The organism is Streptomyces sp. NPDC096176, from assembly GCF_044763255.1.
Lineage (GTDB): Bacteria > Actinomycetota > Actinomycetes > Streptomycetales > Streptomycetaceae > Streptomyces.
This window is the reverse complement of the sequence record NZ_JBIWFV010000006.1, coordinates 80,954-98,312: the sequence shown is the minus strand read 5'-3', so window position 1 is coordinate 98,312 and position 17,359 is coordinate 80,954. Positions and strand designations below refer to the sequence as shown.

At 72.2% G+C, this 17,359-nt stretch carries 14 protein-coding genes; 11 read left to right on the top strand and 3 right to left on the bottom strand.

Annotated features, from left to right (window positions below; all coding sequences use genetic code 11):
* Window positions 1–141 precede the first annotated feature (141 nt).
* Window positions 142–681, top strand: a complete 540-nt coding sequence (locus tag ACIQ7Q_RS18095) for a winged helix-turn-helix domain-containing protein (RefSeq protein WP_403862428.1) — start codon at window positions 142–144, stop codon at window positions 679–681.
* A gap of 28 nt (window positions 682–709) precedes the next feature.
* Here the strand turns inward: ACIQ7Q_RS18095 and ACIQ7Q_RS18090 are convergent, their stop codons facing one another.
* Together ACIQ7Q_RS18090 and ACIQ7Q_RS18085 are read right to left on the bottom strand one after the other, a co-directional pair.
* Complete coding sequence (locus tag ACIQ7Q_RS18090) at window positions 710–2,152, bottom strand: PepSY-associated TM helix domain-containing protein (RefSeq protein WP_403862425.1); 1,443 nt, start codon at window positions 2,150–2,152, stop codon at window positions 710–712.
* Between the two features lie 47 nt (window positions 2,153–2,199).
* Window positions 2,200–2,802 carry a hypothetical protein gene (locus tag ACIQ7Q_RS18085; protein WP_403862422.1) on the bottom strand — a complete coding sequence of 201 codons (603 nt, stop codon included), beginning with the start codon at window positions 2,800–2,802 and terminating at the stop codon, window positions 2,200–2,202.
* Between the two features lie 118 nt (window positions 2,803–2,920).
* Between ACIQ7Q_RS18085 and ACIQ7Q_RS18080 the strand changes: the two genes are divergently transcribed.
* Together ACIQ7Q_RS18080 and ACIQ7Q_RS18075 are read left to right on the top strand one after the other, a co-directional pair.
* The gene (locus ACIQ7Q_RS18080; RefSeq protein ID WP_403862419.1) at window positions 2,921–3,916 is read left to right on the top strand and encodes an NAD-dependent epimerase/dehydratase family protein; all 996 of its coding nucleotides are present in this window, start codon (window positions 2,921–2,923) and stop codon (window positions 3,914–3,916) included.
* Between the two features lie 383 nt (window positions 3,917–4,299).
* The gene (locus tag ACIQ7Q_RS18075; RefSeq protein WP_403862416.1) at window positions 4,300–5,883 is read left to right on the top strand and encodes a DUF1996 domain-containing protein; all 1,584 of its coding nucleotides are present in this window, start codon (window positions 4,300–4,302) and stop codon (window positions 5,881–5,883) included.
* Between the two features lie 160 nt (window positions 5,884–6,043).
* On the opposite strand, the gene ACIQ7Q_RS18070 is transcribed toward ACIQ7Q_RS18075, so the two are convergent.
* Window positions 6,044–6,580, bottom strand: a complete 537-nt coding sequence (locus tag ACIQ7Q_RS18070) for a hypothetical protein (RefSeq protein WP_403862413.1) — start codon at window positions 6,578–6,580, stop codon at window positions 6,044–6,046.
* Window positions 6,581–6,683: 103 nt separating this feature from the next.
* Between ACIQ7Q_RS18070 and ACIQ7Q_RS18065 the strand changes: the two genes are divergently transcribed.
* The 8 genes from ACIQ7Q_RS18065 (at window position 6,684) to ACIQ7Q_RS18030 (ending at window position 17,286) form a co-directional block, all read left to right on the top strand.
* Window positions 6,684–9,818 carry an alpha-N-acetylglucosaminidase gene (locus tag ACIQ7Q_RS18065; RefSeq protein ID WP_403862410.1) on the top strand — a complete coding sequence of 1,045 codons (3,135 nt, stop codon included), beginning with the start codon at window positions 6,684–6,686 and terminating at the stop codon, window positions 9,816–9,818.
* A gap of 26 nt (window positions 9,819–9,844) precedes the next feature.
* The gene (locus ACIQ7Q_RS18060) at window positions 9,845–10,645 is read left to right on the top strand and encodes a tyrosine-protein phosphatase (protein WP_403862408.1); all 801 of its coding nucleotides are present in this window, start codon (window positions 9,845–9,847) and stop codon (window positions 10,643–10,645) included.
* A gap of 86 nt (window positions 10,646–10,731) precedes the next feature.
* Window positions 10,732–12,741, top strand: coding sequence for a hypothetical protein (locus ACIQ7Q_RS18055; protein ID WP_403862405.1), 2,010 nt, complete (start codon window positions 10,732–10,734; stop codon window positions 12,739–12,741).
* A 91-nt stretch (window positions 12,742–12,832) separates the two neighbouring features.
* On the top strand, window positions 12,833–13,717 hold the full coding sequence (locus tag ACIQ7Q_RS18050) for a metal-dependent hydrolase (RefSeq protein WP_403862402.1): 885 nt from the start codon (window positions 12,833–12,835) through the stop codon (window positions 13,715–13,717).
* A gap of 1 nt (window position 13,718) precedes the next feature.
* Window positions 13,719–14,798, top strand: a complete 1,080-nt coding sequence (locus ACIQ7Q_RS18045) for a PDR/VanB family oxidoreductase (protein WP_403862399.1) — start codon at window positions 13,719–13,721, stop codon at window positions 14,796–14,798.
* A 51-nt stretch (window positions 14,799–14,849) separates the two neighbouring features.
* Window positions 14,850–15,572: a TetR/AcrR family transcriptional regulator gene (locus ACIQ7Q_RS18040; protein WP_403862396.1), complete on the top strand. Its 723-nt coding sequence runs from the start codon at window positions 14,850–14,852 to the stop codon at window positions 15,570–15,572.
* A 74-nt stretch (window positions 15,573–15,646) separates the two neighbouring features.
* On the top strand, window positions 15,647–16,216 hold the full coding sequence (locus ACIQ7Q_RS18035; RefSeq protein WP_403862393.1) for a GNAT family N-acetyltransferase: 570 nt from the start codon (window positions 15,647–15,649) through the stop codon (window positions 16,214–16,216).
* A 17-nt stretch (window positions 16,217–16,233) separates the two neighbouring features.
* Window positions 16,234–17,286: a LacI family DNA-binding transcriptional regulator gene (locus tag ACIQ7Q_RS18030; RefSeq protein WP_403862390.1), complete on the top strand. Its 1,053-nt coding sequence runs from the start codon at window positions 16,234–16,236 to the stop codon at window positions 17,284–17,286.
* Window positions 17,287–17,359: the final 73 nt, after the last annotated feature.

Here is a 17,359-nt window from a genome sequence, read left to right as displayed (position 1 = left end):
CCCGACAGCACCATGACTTCGACCGGGTGTGTTGCCGCGCGGTGAACGCGCCGGCCCTTTAACGCCGCTCATCCCGGTCTTCGGCCCGCGCGCACGACGTACTGCGTCCGTCTCCCTTCCGCGCGAAAGAGCTGATCTGTCATGGCGAACACCCGATCCGTCTCCACTGTCCCCACCGCGACCCTGCAGGCCCCCGCCGGCCGCCACCGTCTTCGTGCCGTGGATCGTGACGAGGCCGTCGACGTCGCCGATCTCCTTCCCCCCGGGGCGACTTGGCTGCCCGCTCCGCAGCACACCCTGCCCACGCTGCCGGGGCAGCCACCGATGGTCGGCTACCTCGTGCTCGTGCCGGCCGACCGGCAGCCGCCGCTCACGCCGGTCAAGGATTCCGGCACCGCAGAGGGCCCCGTGCTGATCGACGCGGCGCAGCGCACCGCCGAGGTCGACGGGCGGACACTGGACCTGACGTACCTGGAGTTCGAGCTGCTCGCGCATCTGGTGGCGCACCCCCACCGGGTGCACACCCGCGACCAGCTCGTCACCACGGTGTGGGGCTACGGCCACGTCGGCGACGGCCGTACCGTCGACGTGCATGTGGCGCGACTGCGGCGCAAGCTGGGGGCCGAGCACCGCCGCACGATCAAGACGGTGCGGCGGGTCGGCTACAAGTACGTCCCGTAGGAATCCGTCAGGAATCCGTCAGAGACCGTCAGGAATCCGTCCCCTGGGGAACGGACGTGGCCCGTGCCTTCGCGACAGCTCCGAGTGTGATGTCGACGGCGAGGAACATCAGCAGGCTGATGCCGAGCATCGGCACGAACCAGCCGACGAGGGCCGTCGCGGCGGCAAGCGGCAGCAGCGCAGTGACCGGCACCTTGCGCCAGGCGCCGCGCGGCATGGGCCGGCCGGCGCTCAGCCTGCGTTCCTTCGTCGGCCTGCGCAGCCACCACATGCGGTAGCCCCAGACGATGAGGAGGATCAGGGCGACCATGAGGGCGGCCAGGGCGAGTTGGTTGACCAGGCCGAAGAGAACCCCCATGTGGCCGTCGATGCCGTAGCGGGTCAGCTTGGCGAGCAACGGGTAGTCGTCGAAGCGCAGTTCGTCGATGACGCGGCCGTCGGCAGGGTCGACGGCCACGGAGTCGAGGTGGACCGGGTACTGGGTGTCGGTCTCCTTGACGACGTAGCCGCTGCCGTCGGCCGGCAGTGTCACGGCGATCCTGCCGTCGACGCCGACGCCCCGGGCGGCGGCCACGGCGTTGTCGATGCCGACGTCCGCGCCCTTGTGCTCCGCTCCGTGGCCGGTGCCGCCATGGCCCTCGTGCCCGTCCCCGCCGTCGGCGCCCGCCTCGAGCGCGGCGGAGACGGTGGGGGTGGCGCCGCCCAACTGGTCCTGGACCGCGCCGATGTTCTCGCCCGCGTATCGGGACCAGGTCAGGCCGGTGGCGGAGAGCACGACCAGGCCGGCGACGGCCCACAGTCCGACAGAACCGTGCCACGACAGCGTCCTGCGGCGCCCGGTCGTACCGCGCTCGGGCAGGATCAGCGCCCGCTTGGTGCGGCGTCGGCGTCCGAACCACAGCAGGAGCCCGCCCAGTGCGACGACCCACAGCCAGCTGGCGGCGAGCTCGCTGTAGTTGCGGCCGAAGTCGCCCAGATGCAGGTCACGGTGGAGTTCGTCGAGCCATGCCCGCAGCGGGAGCGCGCCGGAGCTGCCGTACGAGGGGAGCTCACCCCGTATCTCCGCGGTGTACGGATCGACGAAGACGGCGAGGGACTTGCCCTCCTCCACGCCGGGGTCGGTCATCAGGACGCGGGTCGTCGCCCCGTCCTCGTACGGCGGCCACACGGTGGTGACGGTGCCGTCCGGATTGGCCCTGCGTGCCGCGTCGACCTGGGACTCGAGCGGGAGGGACGGGCCGGTGACCGGAGCGGTGAGTTCGTGGCGGTAGACGAACTTCTCCGCCTGGAAGGACAGCGAGTAGAGCAGGCCGCTGACGGCGGCGAGGAGGAGCAGCGGCGCGATCAGCAGACCTGCGTAGAAGTGCAGCCGGAGAACGAGCGGGCGCAGCGCGCCCCAAGTGGACTTCGGTTCGGCCGGGCCGGGTTCGGCCTTCGGTACGGTGCCCTGATCGGGGGCGTCAATGGACATAACGGTCCTCGGGAGTCGTTTCTGACATGGGGAGGGCGGCCCCCGGGTCAGATGGCGGCTCCGGAGGCCGTGGCGCGGGGGACGGCGGGCGCGGGCGGGCCGCGGCGGATGACGACGTGCGCGAGGACGACACCGTGGAGGCTGCTCGGCCGGGCGGCCGGGAGGGGCGCCGACTCGGGCGGCTCGGGCAGCCGTACGGCGGTGAGCAGCGGTCTCAGCGGGGTGAAGGCGGCCGCGAACGCAGTGCGCGCGAGGCGGAAGAGCGCGGCTTCGCCATGGGCCAGCCACAACGCGCAGCCGACGGCGGCGACGAGGTGCACGGCGAGCATGCCGCTGTCGGCGGCGAGGTCGGTGGACACGTCCACGCGCTGGTGCCCGTGGTGGTGCGCGGCGGACGGCTGCCCGCCGGAGAAGATCAGGTGCAGCGCCCCCTGCACGGCGAGCAGCCCCGCGCCGATGGAGCGGACACCGCGACGGCGGCCGGCCGCGAGCCAGCCACCGGCCCAGGTCACGCAGAGCGCGATGAGCAGCACGGAGGGCGGCAGAGGGTACGCAGACAGGGACGAATGCCCCATCGCGGCGAGGACGACGGCCACCGCCGCGAAAAGCGCGGCCCGAAGGGCGCGCAGGGGCGACCGGGCATCCGTCATCGTCCGCACATGCTGCCATCCCGCGTCCCGGTCCGGGAGAGTGACTGCGGGTACGGGTTGTTCTCCCGGCAGCAGAACCGCTTTCCCCGGCAGTCGGCCGCGGGGCAGAGTCGGGATCATGAAGCTACTGATTCTGGGCGGTACGGAGTTCGCGGGACGGGCGGTGGCCGAGTCGGCGCTCGCCCGCGGATGGGACGTGACGGTCTTCCACCGCGGACGGCACGCGGCGCCGGACGGTGTCACCACACGGATCGGCGACCGCACCGCCGAGGACGGCGGCGGCCTGGCCACGCTCGCGGACGGCGTATGGGACCTCGTCGTCGACACCTGGTCGGGCGCGCCGTCCGCCGTCCGGGACACGGCGCAACTGCTCGAGCAGCGGGTAGGCCGCTATGTCTACGTGTCGAGTTGCTCGGTGTACGTCTGGCCGCCGGCGGCCGGCTACGACGAGAGCGCCCCGGTCGTGGAGGGCTCCCCGGGCGCGGGCGACGTGCCGTACGCCGAGGCCAAGCGCGGCGGCGAACTGGCGGTACTGGACGCCATCGGTGAGGACCGTTCGCTGCTGGTGCGCTCGGGGCTGATCCTCGGCCCGTGGGAGAACATCGGCCGGCTGCCGTGGTGGCTCGGGCGGATCGCGCGTGGCGGCGAGGTGCTGGCGCCCGGCCCTCGGGAGACGCCTCTGCAGTTCGTCGACGTACGCGACCTCGCCGACTGGACGCTCGACGCGGCGGAGGCGGGGCTCAGCGGGCCGTACAACCTCACCAGTGAGCCGGGGCACACGACCATGGGCGAACTGCTCGAGGCGTGCGTGGCGGTGACGGGCTCGGCGGGGCGGCTCACATGGACACCGGCGGAGGCGATCCTGGCCGCGGGCGTCGCGCCGTGGTCGGACCTGCCGATCTGGATCCCGCAGAGCGACCCGGCCCATGGTGCGCTGCACCGCGCGGGGGTGGGGCGTGCGCTGGCGGCGGGCCTGCGGTGCCGCCCGGCGATGGACACGGTCAAGGACACGTGGGCGTGGCTCACGTCGATCGGCGGCACGGCGCCCCAGCGCCCGGACCGGCCGCCGGTGGGGCTGGCGCCGGAGGTGGAGGTGAAGCTGCTCGGGGGGTGAGTCCCGCCGGTGCCGCCCCGCCCCGGGGGCCCCGAGGCGGGGTGGCAGCCGGGGGCGTGGTGGCATCCGTCAGGGGACCCGGACCGGCCGGGGGGTCGGGGACTTCGGGACGGGGTGCTTCGGGGTGGGCCGGTTGCGGGAGCCCAGGAGCGCCCTCGACCTCCGCCTCACGGCGCAGGGCTGAGCCCCCGGGGAAGGGCGGAGGAAGGGCCGAGGACCGCCGACGGCAAGCCGCGGAAGTCTGCCGGGTAGTGCCCGTTTTCGTCGTGGTCCAAACGGTTTGAGGCTGGAGACTTCTACGATTTCTGCACACCGCTGAACGCCCGGTCGACGGTGTCCGTATGGAACGACGCGCTACTTCCCTCCCCCGGGATTGGAGTTCCATGGGACGCACATCGAGAAAACGCTCAACGCTGGCAAACCGGGCGATCGCTGCTTCGGCTGCCCTCATTCTGGGCGGGGGTGGGCTGGTCGCAGCCAATGTCTACGCATCCGCCGGCGAAGGCTGGGGCCAGCGAAGCCACAACCGGACCCAGAGTGTCGGGCAGCCGGTCTCCACCATCGACTGCCCGGAGGTCGTCAATTCCATCGAGGAAGTACCCGACGACCAGCGTTTCGCAGTCGACCGCGAACTCGCCACGCTGGACAACCAGATCACCACGTACTACCAGCGGTTCGCCGACAACAGGGAGCGGGTCCAGAGCGACCGCAACTATGCGCAGAACGAGATCCTCACACCGCTGAAGAACGAACGGCTGGTGATCATCCAGCGCATCGTCGCCATGATCGACCGCTCGGCCGAACGGCCCCAGGGTCTCGAGGCGACTGCGCCGTGCACGCTGCGCGGTGACGACAACGGCGGGAACGACGGTCAGGACCAGGGCCAGAACGACGGCCAGAACGGGGACCAGAACGACGGTCAGAACGACGGCCAGAACGGCGACGGCGGCCAGGACCAGGGTCAGGACCAGGGTCAGGACCAGGGCCAGGACGGCGGCCAGGACGGCGGCGACCAGGGCAACGACAACGGCGGGAACAACGGCAACGGCGGCCAAGCGGGCAACGGCCCCGCGGCCGGCGACTTCGTCGACATCCAGACCGTCCAGCCGAACGTCCAGAACCCGCGAAAGCGCCGCGGCGCCTCCCGGGGCACCTTCGTCACCAATTGCGGCGTGAACGAGAACGGCAAGTTCAATTCCGACAATGTCATCGCCGCCCCCGGTGTGAGCAACGGTGCGCACCACATGCACGACTACGTCGGCAACCAGGCCAATGACGCATTCGCCAGTGACGACGATTTCGCGAACGGAGACACCACCTGCAACAACCAGGGCGACAAGTCGACCTACTACTGGCCCGTGCTGCGCGTGCAGAACGGTCAGAACGAGTTCGACGCCGGTGTCGACGGCGGCGGCAACGACCAGAACGTCGGCGAGATCCAGACACCTGCGCAGGTCACGCTGACGTTCGTCGGAAATCCGGGGAGCAAGGTCACCGCCATGCCGAAGTTCCTCCGCATCATCACCGGTGACGCGAAGTCCTTCACCAACGGCGACGCGAATGCCAACGCCTCCTGGAGCTGCACCGGATTCGAGGACCGCCAGCTGAAGGACAAGTACCCGATCTGCCCCGAAGGCAGCCAGGTCGTGCGCAGCTTCAAGTTCCAGAGCTGCTGGGACGGCCAGAACACCGACAGCGCGAACCACCGCACCCATGTCGCTTTCGCCCAGGCGAACGGCAGCTGCCCGAACGGCTTCCAGGCCATCCCTCAGCTGGTGCAGCGGATCGTCTACGACGTGCCGCCGCCGGTTTTCGACGGGCAGAACCCCTCGGTCTTCGCAGTCGACTCGTTCCCCGAGCAGCTGCACAAGCCGATCACCGACCATGGGGACTTCATCAACGTCTTCGACGAGAACCTGATGGACGAGATGGTGGACTGCATCAACGACGGCCGTCGTTGCCAGTGACCCGTCCCTGAACGGCAGAGGCCGGGCCTGCCTGGAGATTTCCAGGCAGGCCCGGCCTTGTCGTCTGCGGACGTCGATGGCGCAGGGCCGCTCCGGGCCGGTCCGGTGCTCCGGACCGGCCCGGCCGGGCCCGACGTTCTGTGTGTAACTGCTGGGCGTGTCAGCCCTCGTGGTGTCCTGCGTGGTCCTCGTCGCTCGTGCCGCCGCCGGTGTCGCCTGCGTGGCCCTGGTCGTGCTCCCCGTGGCCGTCGCCACTGCCGCCCGAGCCGTGCTGCGCCCCGGTCTCCACCGTGCCGCCGAGGCGGTCGCGCAGGGCCGCGACGACCTTCTCGTCGCCTACCGCGACCCACTTGCGGCCGACCAGGTAAGTGCCGCCGTAGTCGTTGGCCTCATTGATCCACTCCCGCTGACCGCGGTCGGTGGCGAAGGTCGCCAGGACGTACTTGCCGTCGCCCGTTCTGCAGTTGGCCTGGCGCAGTTCGTCCGCGTCCGTCTGGATGTTCGGCCGGCAGTCCGCCCGGCGCGCGAGCTCCTCCAGAGTGCCGGTCGCCGTCTTCGGCGCCTTCGCGTCCTCATCGGCCGCGACACGCCCGTCGTCGTCGCCGCCTGACCCGCAGGCCGCCGCCAGCGCGAGGACCACAACTGCCAGTCCCGTCCGCGCCGCCCGCCATGTGCTCGAATTCGTACTCGTCCGCATCCGGCCATGGTGCCCTTCCGCGCCCTCTTCGGGTAGCCGAACCACGGGTAACCTGCGCTCCGCACGCATCTGTTGTCGCCCCAGCAACACAGAGGAGCTGCCGATGAACGAGCTGTCGAGACGTACGCTGCTGGGAGCCGCCGGAGCGGTCGGAGCCGGCGCCGTGCTCGCCGGACCCACCGCCGCGGCCGCGGTGCCCGCCCCCGCGGTGCCTGCCGAACCCGCCACCGAGCCGGCTGCGGAGCCCGACACCGCACCCGCCTCCGATCCCGCCCTCGCGGCGCTGCGCCGTCTGCTCCCCGACCACGCCGACCAGTTCCGGCTCACGGCGCTGGCCGGCCCGGAGCGTTTCCGTGTCACCGGCACCACCGGCCGCATCGAGGTCGCCGGCACCAGCCCGGCGGTGCGTCTGACCGGGGTGCACTGGTACCTCAAGTACGTCTGCCTGGCCCACATCTCGTGGTCCGGCTCCCAGCTGGATCTGCCCAGCCGGCTGCCCGGGACCCGCCGCGCGCTCGAGCGCAGCGCGACCGTCCCGCACCGGTTCGCGTACAACGACACGCACGACGGCTACACCGCCCCGTACGCCGACTGGCCACGCTGGGAGCGGCTGATCGACGTGCTCGCCCTGCACGGCTGCAACGAGGTGCTGGTGACGCCGGGCCAGGAAGCCGTCTACCACCGGCTGCTGACGGACTTCGGGTACTCGGACACGGAGGCCCGCACCTGGCTGCCCGCGCCCTCCCATCAGCCCTGGTGGCTGCTGCAGAACATGAGCGAGTACGGCGGCCCGCTCTCGCCCGCCCTGATCGAGCGCCGCACCGACCTGGGCCGGCGGATCACCGACCGGCTGCGCGAGTTGGGCATGCACCCCGTCCTGCCCGGTTACTTCGGCACCGTCCCCGACGGTTTCGTCGCCCGCAACCCGGGCGACGCCCGGGTCATCGGGCAGGGCACCTGGAACGGCCTGCGGCGCCCCGACTGGCTGGACCCGCGGACGCGGTCGTTCGCCGACGTGGCCGCCGCGTTCTACCGGCACCAGCGGGAACTGTTCGGCGAGGTCGACCACTTCAAAATGGATCTGCTGCACGAGGGCGGCACGGCCGGTGATGTGCCGGTGCCGGAGGCAGCCCGCGCGGTGGAGAGGTCCTTGCGGACCGCGCGCCCCACGGCGACCTGGGTGATCCTCGGCTGGCAGGCCAACCCGCGCCCGGCGCTGCTCGAGGCCATCGACACGGACAAGGTGCTGATCGTCGACGGGCTGTCCGACCTGGACACCGTCACCGACCGGGAGAAGGAGTGGGGCGGGGCGCCGTACGCGTTCGGCACCATCCCGAACTTCGGCGGCCGTACGACGATCGGCGCGAACACCGACCGCTGGACGGAGAAGTTCACCGCCTGGCGAGACAAGCCGGGCAGCGCACTGGTGGGCACCGCCTACATGCCGGAGGCCGCGGAGCGCGATCCGGCGGCCCTGGAGCTGTTCAGCGAACTGGCCTGGCGCGAGGAGAAGATCGACAGGGACGCGTGGTTCGCCGAGTACGCGGACGTGCGCTACGGGGCCGAGGACCGTTCGGCACGGGACGCGTTCGCCGCGCTGGCGGCCACCGCCTACCGGCTCACCAGTACCGACGGCCGCCCCTACGACTCGCTGTTCTGCCGCCGCCCGTCGCTGACCGCGTCGATGGCCACGGCCTTCGACCCGGCGGGCTTCGACGGCGCGTTCGCCGCGCTGCTGGGCGTACGGCCGTCGCTGCGGGACTCGGACGCGTACCGCCTCGATCTGACGGACCTGGCCAGGCAGGCTCTGGCCAATCGCTCCCGTACGCTCCAGCTGCCACTGCGTGCCGCCCACCTCGACAAGGACGTGGACACGTTCCGTGCGATCACGGCGCTGTGGCTGAAGCTGATGCGGCTGAGCGACACGATGGCCGGCTGCCACCGCTCGTTCCTGCTGGGCCCTTGGCTCGAGGACGCCAAGCGGCTGGCGACCAGCCCCGCGGAGGCGGTCGAACTGGAGCGCACCGCCCGCGCGCTGATCACCACGTGGGCGGACCGCGGCGCGGCCGACCAGCTCAGCAACTACGCCAACCGGGACTGGCAGGGGCTGGTGGGCGATGTCCACGTCCCGCAGTGGGAGGCGTACCTGACCGAGCAGGCCGACGCGATGGCGGAGGGCAGGCCACCGAGGTCGTTCGACTGGTATCCCACGGAGGAGGCGTGGACGAAGGACCGCCGCGCCTACCCGGTCCGGCCGACGGGTGACGCGTACCGAACGGCCCGGCGCGTGTACGACACTTTGGCCCGGGCCCCTTACCAGGGCTTCGTCACGGTGAACGTGGAGCCGGCGGCGTTCACGCCCGGCAGCACCGGCACGGTCAGGGCCTCGTTCCGCAACGTCAACGGGTTGCGGGCCACCGGCCGGGTCGACTTCGGGCTGACCGGCCTCGATGCCGAGCCGCAGGGCGAGCCGTTCCTCGAAAGCGTGCGGGCGGGCGGCAGCGGCACGGTGTCGTGGCGGGTGACCGCCCCCTCCGAGCCGCTGACGGAGCCGCTCGTGCCGATGCCGTACGTGCTGCGCACGCAGTACGGGCCGAGGGGGGAGGAACGGGTGGCGGTCACCCAACGCGGCAGCGTGCACCTGGCCGCTCCCCTCGACCCCGAGTGGCGTACGTTCACGTCCAACGCGGCCGTCTTCGGGCAGATCGGCGACCGGCTGGCGATCAACGGCGCCGGCAACGACCTGTGGAGAGGCACCGCGCAGTTCGGCACGGCTTACCGCGAGGGCGCGCTCGTCGAAGGCGGAAGCGTACTGCTGCGGGTGGACGCACAGGACAACACCGGCAGTTGGGCGAGGGCGGGCATCGTCGTGCGCAACTCGCTCGCGACCACCGGCGACGCGGGCTTCCTCAATCTGGCCGTCACCCCTGGTCAGGGTGTCGTGATGTCGTACGACACCAACGGCGACGGCACCCTCGACACCTACCGGCGCGTCACGAGCCTCAAGGCTCCGGTACTGCTGCGGCTCACCCGGGGCGCGGGGGCGTCGTTCACCGGCGCGTGCTCCACCGACGGCGGCCCCACCTGGCGGACGGTCGCCACGGTGTCCGTGCCGGGGGCGGCGACGACGCAGGACGCCGGGCTCTTCATGAGCGCCACGAACGGCGGCAGCGGGGCCCGCGGCACGGTGCGGTTCAGCGGCTGGTCCGTGACGGGCGGTGTCGCAGAGGCCGACTGAGTCCGCTGCGGCCTAGATTCCGCATCATGAACGCGATCCCTTCCACCACCGTCGCGAACCTCCGCGATCTCGGCGGCACGCCACTGCCCGGCGGCCGTTCGGTGCGCAGCGGTCTGCTGTTCCGTTCCGGGCAGCTGGACCGGATGGACGCCGCCTCGGACCCGGCCGTCGCCGCCCTCGGCATCCGTACCGTCGTCGACTTCCGTACGCGTCAGGAACGCGAGGCCCGCCCCGACCGGGTTCCCGAGGACGGGCGGCTGCTGCTCGCGGACGTCCTGGCCGACCTGGTGGCCTCCGGCCGGATGCCGGCGGCGGCCCGGCTGCGTCAGCTGCTGGCCGATCCGGCCGTCGCCGAGCAGGAACTCGGCGGCGGCCGGGGACCGGAGATGTTCGGCGCCGTCTACCGGGCGTTCGTGACGACGAACTCGGCACGCGCGTCCTACCGGGCCTTCCTGAACGAGGTAGCGGACCCGGACTTCGGCCCGCTGCTGTTCCACTGCACTGCGGGCAAGGACCGGACGGGATGGGCGGCGACGATCGTGCTCACCCTGCTCGGAGCGACGCCCGAGACGGTCGAGGCCGAGTACATGTCCGTCAACGCGGCGGTGCGCGAGGCGTTCGCGCCGCTCGTCGAGGGATACACCGTGCAGGGAGGACAACCGGAGACGGCACTGGCGATCATCGGGGTGCTTCCGGACTACCTGGGGGCGGCGCTGGACGAGGTCGACGCCCGCTACGGCTCGATGGAGAAATACGTGCGTGAGGGCCTCGGTGTCACGGCCGAGGCGCTCGCGCGCATCCGTGAACGGCTCGTCGTACCGGCCTGAACACACCCTGCCGCCGGCGTCCCACGACCACCACTCTGCGCCGCAATGCCTGGTGACCATAGGACGATTCGCTCGTTCTGCTGAACGTGCGCCCACACGACCTCGTCCCGCCTGCCAACCCGTCCGCAGGCTCCCCCGCCTCCGACCCCGCCGGGCCGGGAACCGAAACCGCGGCAGCGGTCGATGTCGAGGTCGGGCAGGCACAGGCGGCGCTCCTCGAGCACTACCCCCACCTCGTACGGATCGCCTATCTGGTGCTGCCGTCCGCGCTGGGCCAGGGGCGCCGTGTGCTGACCGCGCACGCCGTCGTGCAGCGTTCGCTCCCCCGGGGCGAGCAGGCCGCCGTTGCCCCGGCGCCGGCCGTGCCCCGTGCCCGCCGCCCACAGGGCGCCTGCGACCCCGGCTACGCCTACGTGCGCGACCGGGTGCTGCGCCAGGCCCTGGAGGCGGCCCTGCCGCTGCGGCGCCGTGCCTGGCCGCGGCGCGCCCAGTTGCCGCCGCTGCTGCCGCATGTGTGGGGCCTGCGGGTCTTCCCCCGGTCCGGCGGCGCCGACGCACTCGCCCTGGACCAGCGGCTGGCCGCGCTCTCCGGTCCGGGCAGAGCCGCCTATGTGCTGAGCGGCCTCGAGCAGACGCCCGAACGCCAGGTGCACGAGGCACTGACCAGGGCCGGGGTCGCGGACCCGGAGGCGGCGACGGCGGAAGCCGGCGAGGCCCGGGACAAGGACGGGGGGCGCGCGGCGGAACTGCTGGGCTCGCCCGAGTTCGACGCGTGCTCGCTCCAGGTGCGGCCCACCGATCTGCTGCGCCGCCGCCGGCACGCCAGGGCGGCCCTGGTGGCGGCCGCGGCCCTCGCGGTGTGCGGGACGCTGCTCCTGCTGCCCGGCGACGGTGGTGCGAACGCCGGAAGCGGGCCGTACGCCGGTCATGCCGCTGTCGAGGCGGCGCTGGACCCGGGCAGGCTGGTGCGCGTCTCCCCCACTGCGTGGAAGCACTCCACCCGCAGGGACTTCTCGGTGTGGCCGGCCCGCGGGCCGCTCGCCCGGGACCGCGCTCTGCTGGGCCGGGCGCTCGCCGCCTGGGCCGCGCCCGGAGACGCGGTACGGGTCTCCTCGACTCCCGGCACACCGTCCGGGCCGCCCATGGGGCCGCCGCACCTGCTGTTCGCCGGCACGGTGGACCGGGCGCGTGTCGTCCTGCTGTACGACGGGCTGCGCGTGGTCCGTTACGCCGAGGCGATCGGGGCGCGGGACGCGCCGGGCGGTGCGGCGCTCGACTTCGCGCGCGCGGACGGTGCGGACGCCGCCGTCTCCGGCGCGCTCGTGGCGGCGCGCCGGCCGGACAACGTCCGCTATCTGACCGCCCCTTGGGTGCGCGGAGTCGCGGCCTCGGACCTGCTCGACCCGGCGGGGCGGCCGCAACCGCTGCGCCGGGACGCGAGCGGCCTCACCGACCGGTTGCCGACCCCCGCGCACGAAGAGGGGTGCCGGACATGGCAGGCGCTGGAGCTGGACGACGGCAGCGCGGTCCGGCTGGTGACGGATCTCGGCGAACTGATTCCCGCGCACCTCACCCACGGACCGCCCGACGCCCCGAAGAACGTCACGGGCACCGCCGCGCGAGAGTCCTGGGCGCGTACGGCGTGCCTGCTGCCGGGCGTACGGGCACACGGGGTACGCAGCGTCAACTCCTGGCAGTACGCATGGCAGCGGCTGCCGGAGGCGAACGGCACGGCCGCCTGGGTGTGTACGCGCGCCGAGACCTGGCGGGGCACGGGAAGCAGGGTGATGGCCCAGTTCCACGCACCCGCCGTACGGCCGGGCGAGCCCGGCGCGGTCGCGGCGAGGGCGCAGGACTCGCCGTCGTGCGGGGTGCGCCGGCCGCGGGTGCTCGCGGGTGTGCTGTGGAAGTCGCAGGCCGGGCAGTGGTACGTGCTGGCGGCGGGCAGTCGGCAGCTCACCTCCGTCACCGTCTCCGGCAGCGGGGTCGAGGGGGAGGCTGCGGGCCATGTGGTGGCGGTCCGAGCCCGTGCGGGCTCCCGTCCCGAGCTCAACGGCCGTCTGGCGGACGGCACTCGGGTGAGCTCTTTGCGCTGAGCCGGCGGCGCCGGGACCTCGCCCCACCACCGCTCTCGCAAGAACTGTCCGCCCTCTGTCGTCGCGGCGTACCCATCAGTACATTGACGCCATGTCTAATACGCAGCCACGCGCGGTCGAGTCCGAGTGGACACCGCTCAAGGCCCGCAAGGTCGCCTTCGAGTGGTCGGACACCCCCCTGCACTGGGTCCCGGGCGACCCGTTCACCACGCACACCATCAACGTGCTCCACCTGCTGCTCCCGGCCGGCGAACGGTGGTTCGTCCACGTCTACAAGCAGGTACTGCCGTACATCCGCGACGAGCGGCTGCGCAAGGACGTCATCGGCTTCATCGGGCAGGAGGCGACGCACTCCCAGGCACACGACGAGGTGCTGCCCCACCTCAAGGAACTCGGCCTGGACCCGACGCCGTACACGGCGCAGGTGGACTGGCTGTTCGAGAAGCTGCTCGGCGACCGGACGCTGCCGCCCGGCAGGGCGCGCAGGTGGTGGCTGATGGAACGGGTCGCCATGATCGCGGCGATCGAGCACTACACGGCGGTCCTGGGCGACTGGGTGCTGGGCGCGGACGAGCTCGACCGGCGCGGCGCCGACCCGGTCATGCTCGATCTGCTGCGCTGGCACGGCGCGGAGGAGGTGGAGCACCGCTCGGTGGCCTTCGAGCTCTTCATGCATGTCGACGGCGGCTACCGCCGCCGGGTGCGCACCTGGGCGATCGCCTTCTCAGCCCTGGTCTTCCTGTGGCAGCGCGGGGTCCGCTTCTTCATGGAGAACGACCCCTCGCCGCTGAAGGGGCGGGCCGGCTTCGGCACGTTCTACCGGGCGGGCCGGCAGGGCACCCTCCCGTCGACGGAGGAGTTGCTGCGTTCGATTCCCCGATACCTCAGCCGCTCCTACCACCCCTCCCAGGAGGGCGACACGGCGAGGGCGCTCGCCTACCTGGCGTCCTCGCCCGCCGCGAACGGAGCCCGCTGACATGCCGCTCGTGCGCACCGCCCGCACGCTCGTCCTCGTCACCGGTGCGGCGCTGCTCGCCAGGCGTGCCGTACGCCGCCGGATCGAGCGGGCCCCGCTGTGGCCCCTTCCGGCGCTGGAGACTCCGATGTCCGGGCGGCCCCGCACCCGGTCCTTCCACGCCGTGGTCACCGAGCGGACGCAGCCCGCGTGGAACGTGGTCCAACTCCGCCTCGAAGCGGCCGAACTGCCCGCCTGGCGACCGGGCGCGCATGTGGACGTCATCCTTCCGTCCGGTCTGGTCCGCCAGTACTCCCTGTGCGGCGATCCGACGGAAACGGGGACGTACACCATCGCCACGCGGCTTGTCGAGGACGGCCGGGGCGGCTCGCGCGAGGTCCACGAGCGGCTGCGCACCGGCGCCGGCGTCGAGATCCGCGGCCCACGCAACCGTTTCCCGCTGGTCGACGCCGAGGCGTACGTCTTCGTCGCCGGCGGCATCGGCATCACACCGATCCTGCCGATGCTTCGCGAACTGGCCGCACGCGGAGCTGACTGGCGTCTGCTGTACGGCGGCCGGACGCGGGCCTCCATGCCGTACGTGGACGAGCTGGAGAAACTGGGCGCGGAGGGCGGCAGGGTGAGCGTCGTGGCCGACGACGAGTCGGGCCCGCCGGACCTGGCGGCTCACTTGGAGGGCACCGCGCCGGGCACGGCGGTGTACTGCTGCGGCCCCGGTCCACTGATGGACGCGGTCGCCGCGCTCCGCCCCGATTCCTGCACCCTCCACACGGAACGGTTCACGCCGGGCACCGCTTCCCTGGGCGCCGCTTCACCGGGCGGCTCCTTCGAGGTCGAACTCCGCCGCACGGGCCGGGTGGTCCGGGTCCCCGTGGACCGGTCGGTCCTGGCCGCTGTGCGCGAGGAGCTGCCGAACGTCGCGTACTCCTGCGAGCAGGGGTTCTGCGGCACCTGCCAACAGCGTGTCCTGGCGGGCGACATCGAACGCCGCGACGAGGTGCTGACGGACGCCGAACGAGCCGACTCGATGCTGATCTGCGTCTCCCGCAGCCGGGGCGAGCGACTGATCCTGGACCTCTAGGCAAGAGGTCCGCGAAGGCTCGGCGTTCCGGTCGGTCGGTAGGGTGGACGCATGACGACCGGGGTGCGGCGCAGAATGGGCGTCGAGGAGCGCAGGCAGCAGCTGATCGGTGTGGCGCTGGAACTGTTCAGCCGCCGCTCCCCCGACGACGTCTCGATCGACGAGATCGCGGCCGCCGCGGGGATCTCCCGCCCGCTCGTGTACCACTACTTCCCCGGCAAGCAGAGTCTGTACGAAGCGGCGTTGCGGCGGGCGGCCGACGAACTCGCGGGGCGCTTCCAGGAGCCGCCCGAGGGGCCGCTGGGGGCCCGGCTGCTGCGGGTGATGGGCCGGTTCTTCGACTTCGTCGAGGAACACGGCCCCGGCTTCTCCGCGTTGATGCGGGGCGGGCCCGCCGTCGGCTCGTCCACCACCAACGCGATGATCGACGAGGTGCGGCAGGCGGCCTACGAGCAGATCCTCAAGCACCTGGAGATCGACAGCCCGTCCTCGCGCCTGGAACTGGTCGTCCGTTCCTGGGTGTCGCTCGCCGAGTCGACGGCGCTGCTCTGGCTCGACGGACGGCGCATTCCGCGCGCCGAGCTGGAGTTGCAGCTGGTGCACGACTTCGCGGCCCTCACGGCGGTGAGCGCCGCCTACGACGAGGAGATGGCCGCGCTTCTGGTGCGCGTCCTCGCCGACGAGCCGGTCGAGGGCCCGTTCGGTGATCTCCTGGGCCGACTGATGGCTCTGGCGCCCGCGATCGCGAAGGTGCCCGCGCAGCGCCTGCGGTAGGACGCCCGGGGCCGCCTCCCCTTCGAGCGGGCCGGCGGTGCGGCGGCCGGCGCTCCACCGCCATCATGGCCCCCATGATCACCGACTCCGACTTCCGGCCGGCCACCGGCGCCGACGTGGACACCCTGGTCGCCCTCTACAACGGCGCCGCCCACTGGATGCTGCGCAACGGCATCGACCAGTGGAAGCCCGGCGACAAGGACGCCGGCCACTTCGAACGCCGGATCGCCGAGGGCGAGGTATGGCTGCTGGAGGCCGGCGGGCGGGCCGTCGGGGCGTACGAGCTGTGGTGGGACGACATCCCCGCGTGGGGAGTTCAGCCTCCGGTCGCGGGTTATGTGCACCGCCTCATGACCGCTCACGCGTACGCGCCGACGGGCGCGGGGCGGGCGATGCTCGCCCATGGCGAGCGGCGGATCGCGGCCGACGGGCGGCAGTTGGCGCGGCTGGACTGCCTGAGCAGCAATCCGCGGCTGCGCGCCTACTACGAGGCGGCCGGCTACCGGGTGGTCGGCGAGGAGCCCGCCAAGGAGGCGGCCGACGGCAGCCGTTACGGCGTGCTGCTCCTGGAGAAGCCACTCGACCGTCCGGCCCTCGCCCCAACCGCCGCCCCAGCGCGGCCTGGTGGGCAGCCGCCTTTGTGACCGGTACAGTCCGATCCGTGACCGCACCCGCACGCCTGGCCGACATCGCGACCCAGGCGGGGGTCAGCGAAGCGACGGTGAGCCGCGTCCTCAACGGGAAGCCCGGAGTCGCCGCGACCACCCGCCAGACGGTGCTCGCCGCCCTGGACGTACTCGGTTACGAACGGCCCGTACGGCTGCGACTGCGCAGCGCGGGGCTGGTCGGGCTGATCACACCCGAGCTGGACAACCCGATCTTCCCCGCCCTCGCCCAGGTCATCGGCCAGGCGCTGACCCGGCAGGGTTACACCCCGGTGCTCGCCACCCAGACCCCCGGCGGGTCCACGGAGGACGAACTCACAGAAATGCTGGTGGACCGGGGCGTCTCCGGCATCATCTTCGTCTCCGGGCTGCACGCCGACACCACGGCCGACATGCAGCGCTACGACCGGCTCCGCGCCAAGGGCGTCCCCTTCGTCCTCGTCGACGGCTTCGCGCCCGGCGTGCACGCGCCGTTCATCTCCGCGGACGACCGCAGCGCGGTGCGCCTCGCCGTCACCCACCTCGTCTCGCTCGGGCACACCCGGATCGGCCTCGCCGTCGGCCCCAGGCGGTTCGTCCCGGTGCTGCGCAAGATCGAGGGCTTCCACCTCGCCCTGCAGGAACAGCTCGACATCGGGCCGCAGGCCGCGCAGGAGCTGATCCAGCACTCGCTCTACACCCTGGAGGGCGGCCAGGCCGCGACCTCCACCCTGATGGACCGCGGCTGCACGGCCGTTGTGTGCGCGAGCGACATGATGGCGTTGGGCGCGATACGGGCGGCCAGGCACCGGGGCCTCGAAGTGCCGGACGACATCTCCGTCGTGGGCTTCGACGACTCACCTCTGATCGCGTTCACGGACCCGCCGCTGACCACCGTGCGCAAGCCGGTGACAGCCATGGGGCAGGCGACCGTACGCGCGCTCCTGGAGGAGATAGGCGACAGCCACTCGGCGTCCGCGCCGAACCGCCCGAGGGCGCCCGTGCACGGCGAGTTCGTCTTCCTGCCGGAGCTGGTGGTTCGGGGTTCAACGGCCTCCGCGGCCCGTTGACCGCCCCCTCCGCCCTTTGGCCGCGCCGGGGGAAACCCCTCCTCCGTAAGGGGGAGACCATGCGGTACGAACC

Coding starts and splice junctions, on each gene's coding strand:
- ACIQ7Q_RS18095 (WP_403862428.1), top strand. CDS start 142: ATGGCGAACACCCGATCCGTCTCCACTGTCCCCACCGCGACCCTGCAG.
- ACIQ7Q_RS18090 (WP_403862425.1), bottom strand. CDS start 2,152: ATGTCCATTGACGCCCCCGATCAGGGCACCGTACCGAAGGCCGAACCC.
- ACIQ7Q_RS18085 (WP_403862422.1), bottom strand. CDS start 2,802: ATGACGGATGCCCGGTCGCCCCTGCGCGCCCTTCGGGCCGCGCTTTTC.
- ACIQ7Q_RS18080 (WP_403862419.1), top strand. CDS start 2,921: ATGAAGCTACTGATTCTGGGCGGTACGGAGTTCGCGGGACGGGCGGTG.
- ACIQ7Q_RS18075 (WP_403862416.1), top strand. CDS start 4,300: ATGGGACGCACATCGAGAAAACGCTCAACGCTGGCAAACCGGGCGATC.
- ACIQ7Q_RS18070 (WP_403862413.1), bottom strand. CDS start 6,580: ATGCGGACGAGTACGAATTCGAGCACATGGCGGGCGGCGCGGACGGGA.
- ACIQ7Q_RS18065 (WP_403862410.1), top strand. CDS start 6,684: ATGAACGAGCTGTCGAGACGTACGCTGCTGGGAGCCGCCGGAGCGGTC.
- ACIQ7Q_RS18060 (WP_403862408.1), top strand. CDS start 9,845: ATGAACGCGATCCCTTCCACCACCGTCGCGAACCTCCGCGATCTCGGC.
- ACIQ7Q_RS18050 (WP_403862402.1), top strand. CDS start 12,833: ATGTCTAATACGCAGCCACGCGCGGTCGAGTCCGAGTGGACACCGCTC.
- ACIQ7Q_RS18045 (WP_403862399.1), top strand. CDS start 13,719: ATGCCGCTCGTGCGCACCGCCCGCACGCTCGTCCTCGTCACCGGTGCG.
- ACIQ7Q_RS18040 (WP_403862396.1), top strand. CDS start 14,850: ATGACGACCGGGGTGCGGCGCAGAATGGGCGTCGAGGAGCGCAGGCAG.
- ACIQ7Q_RS18035 (WP_403862393.1), top strand. CDS start 15,647: ATGATCACCGACTCCGACTTCCGGCCGGCCACCGGCGCCGACGTGGAC.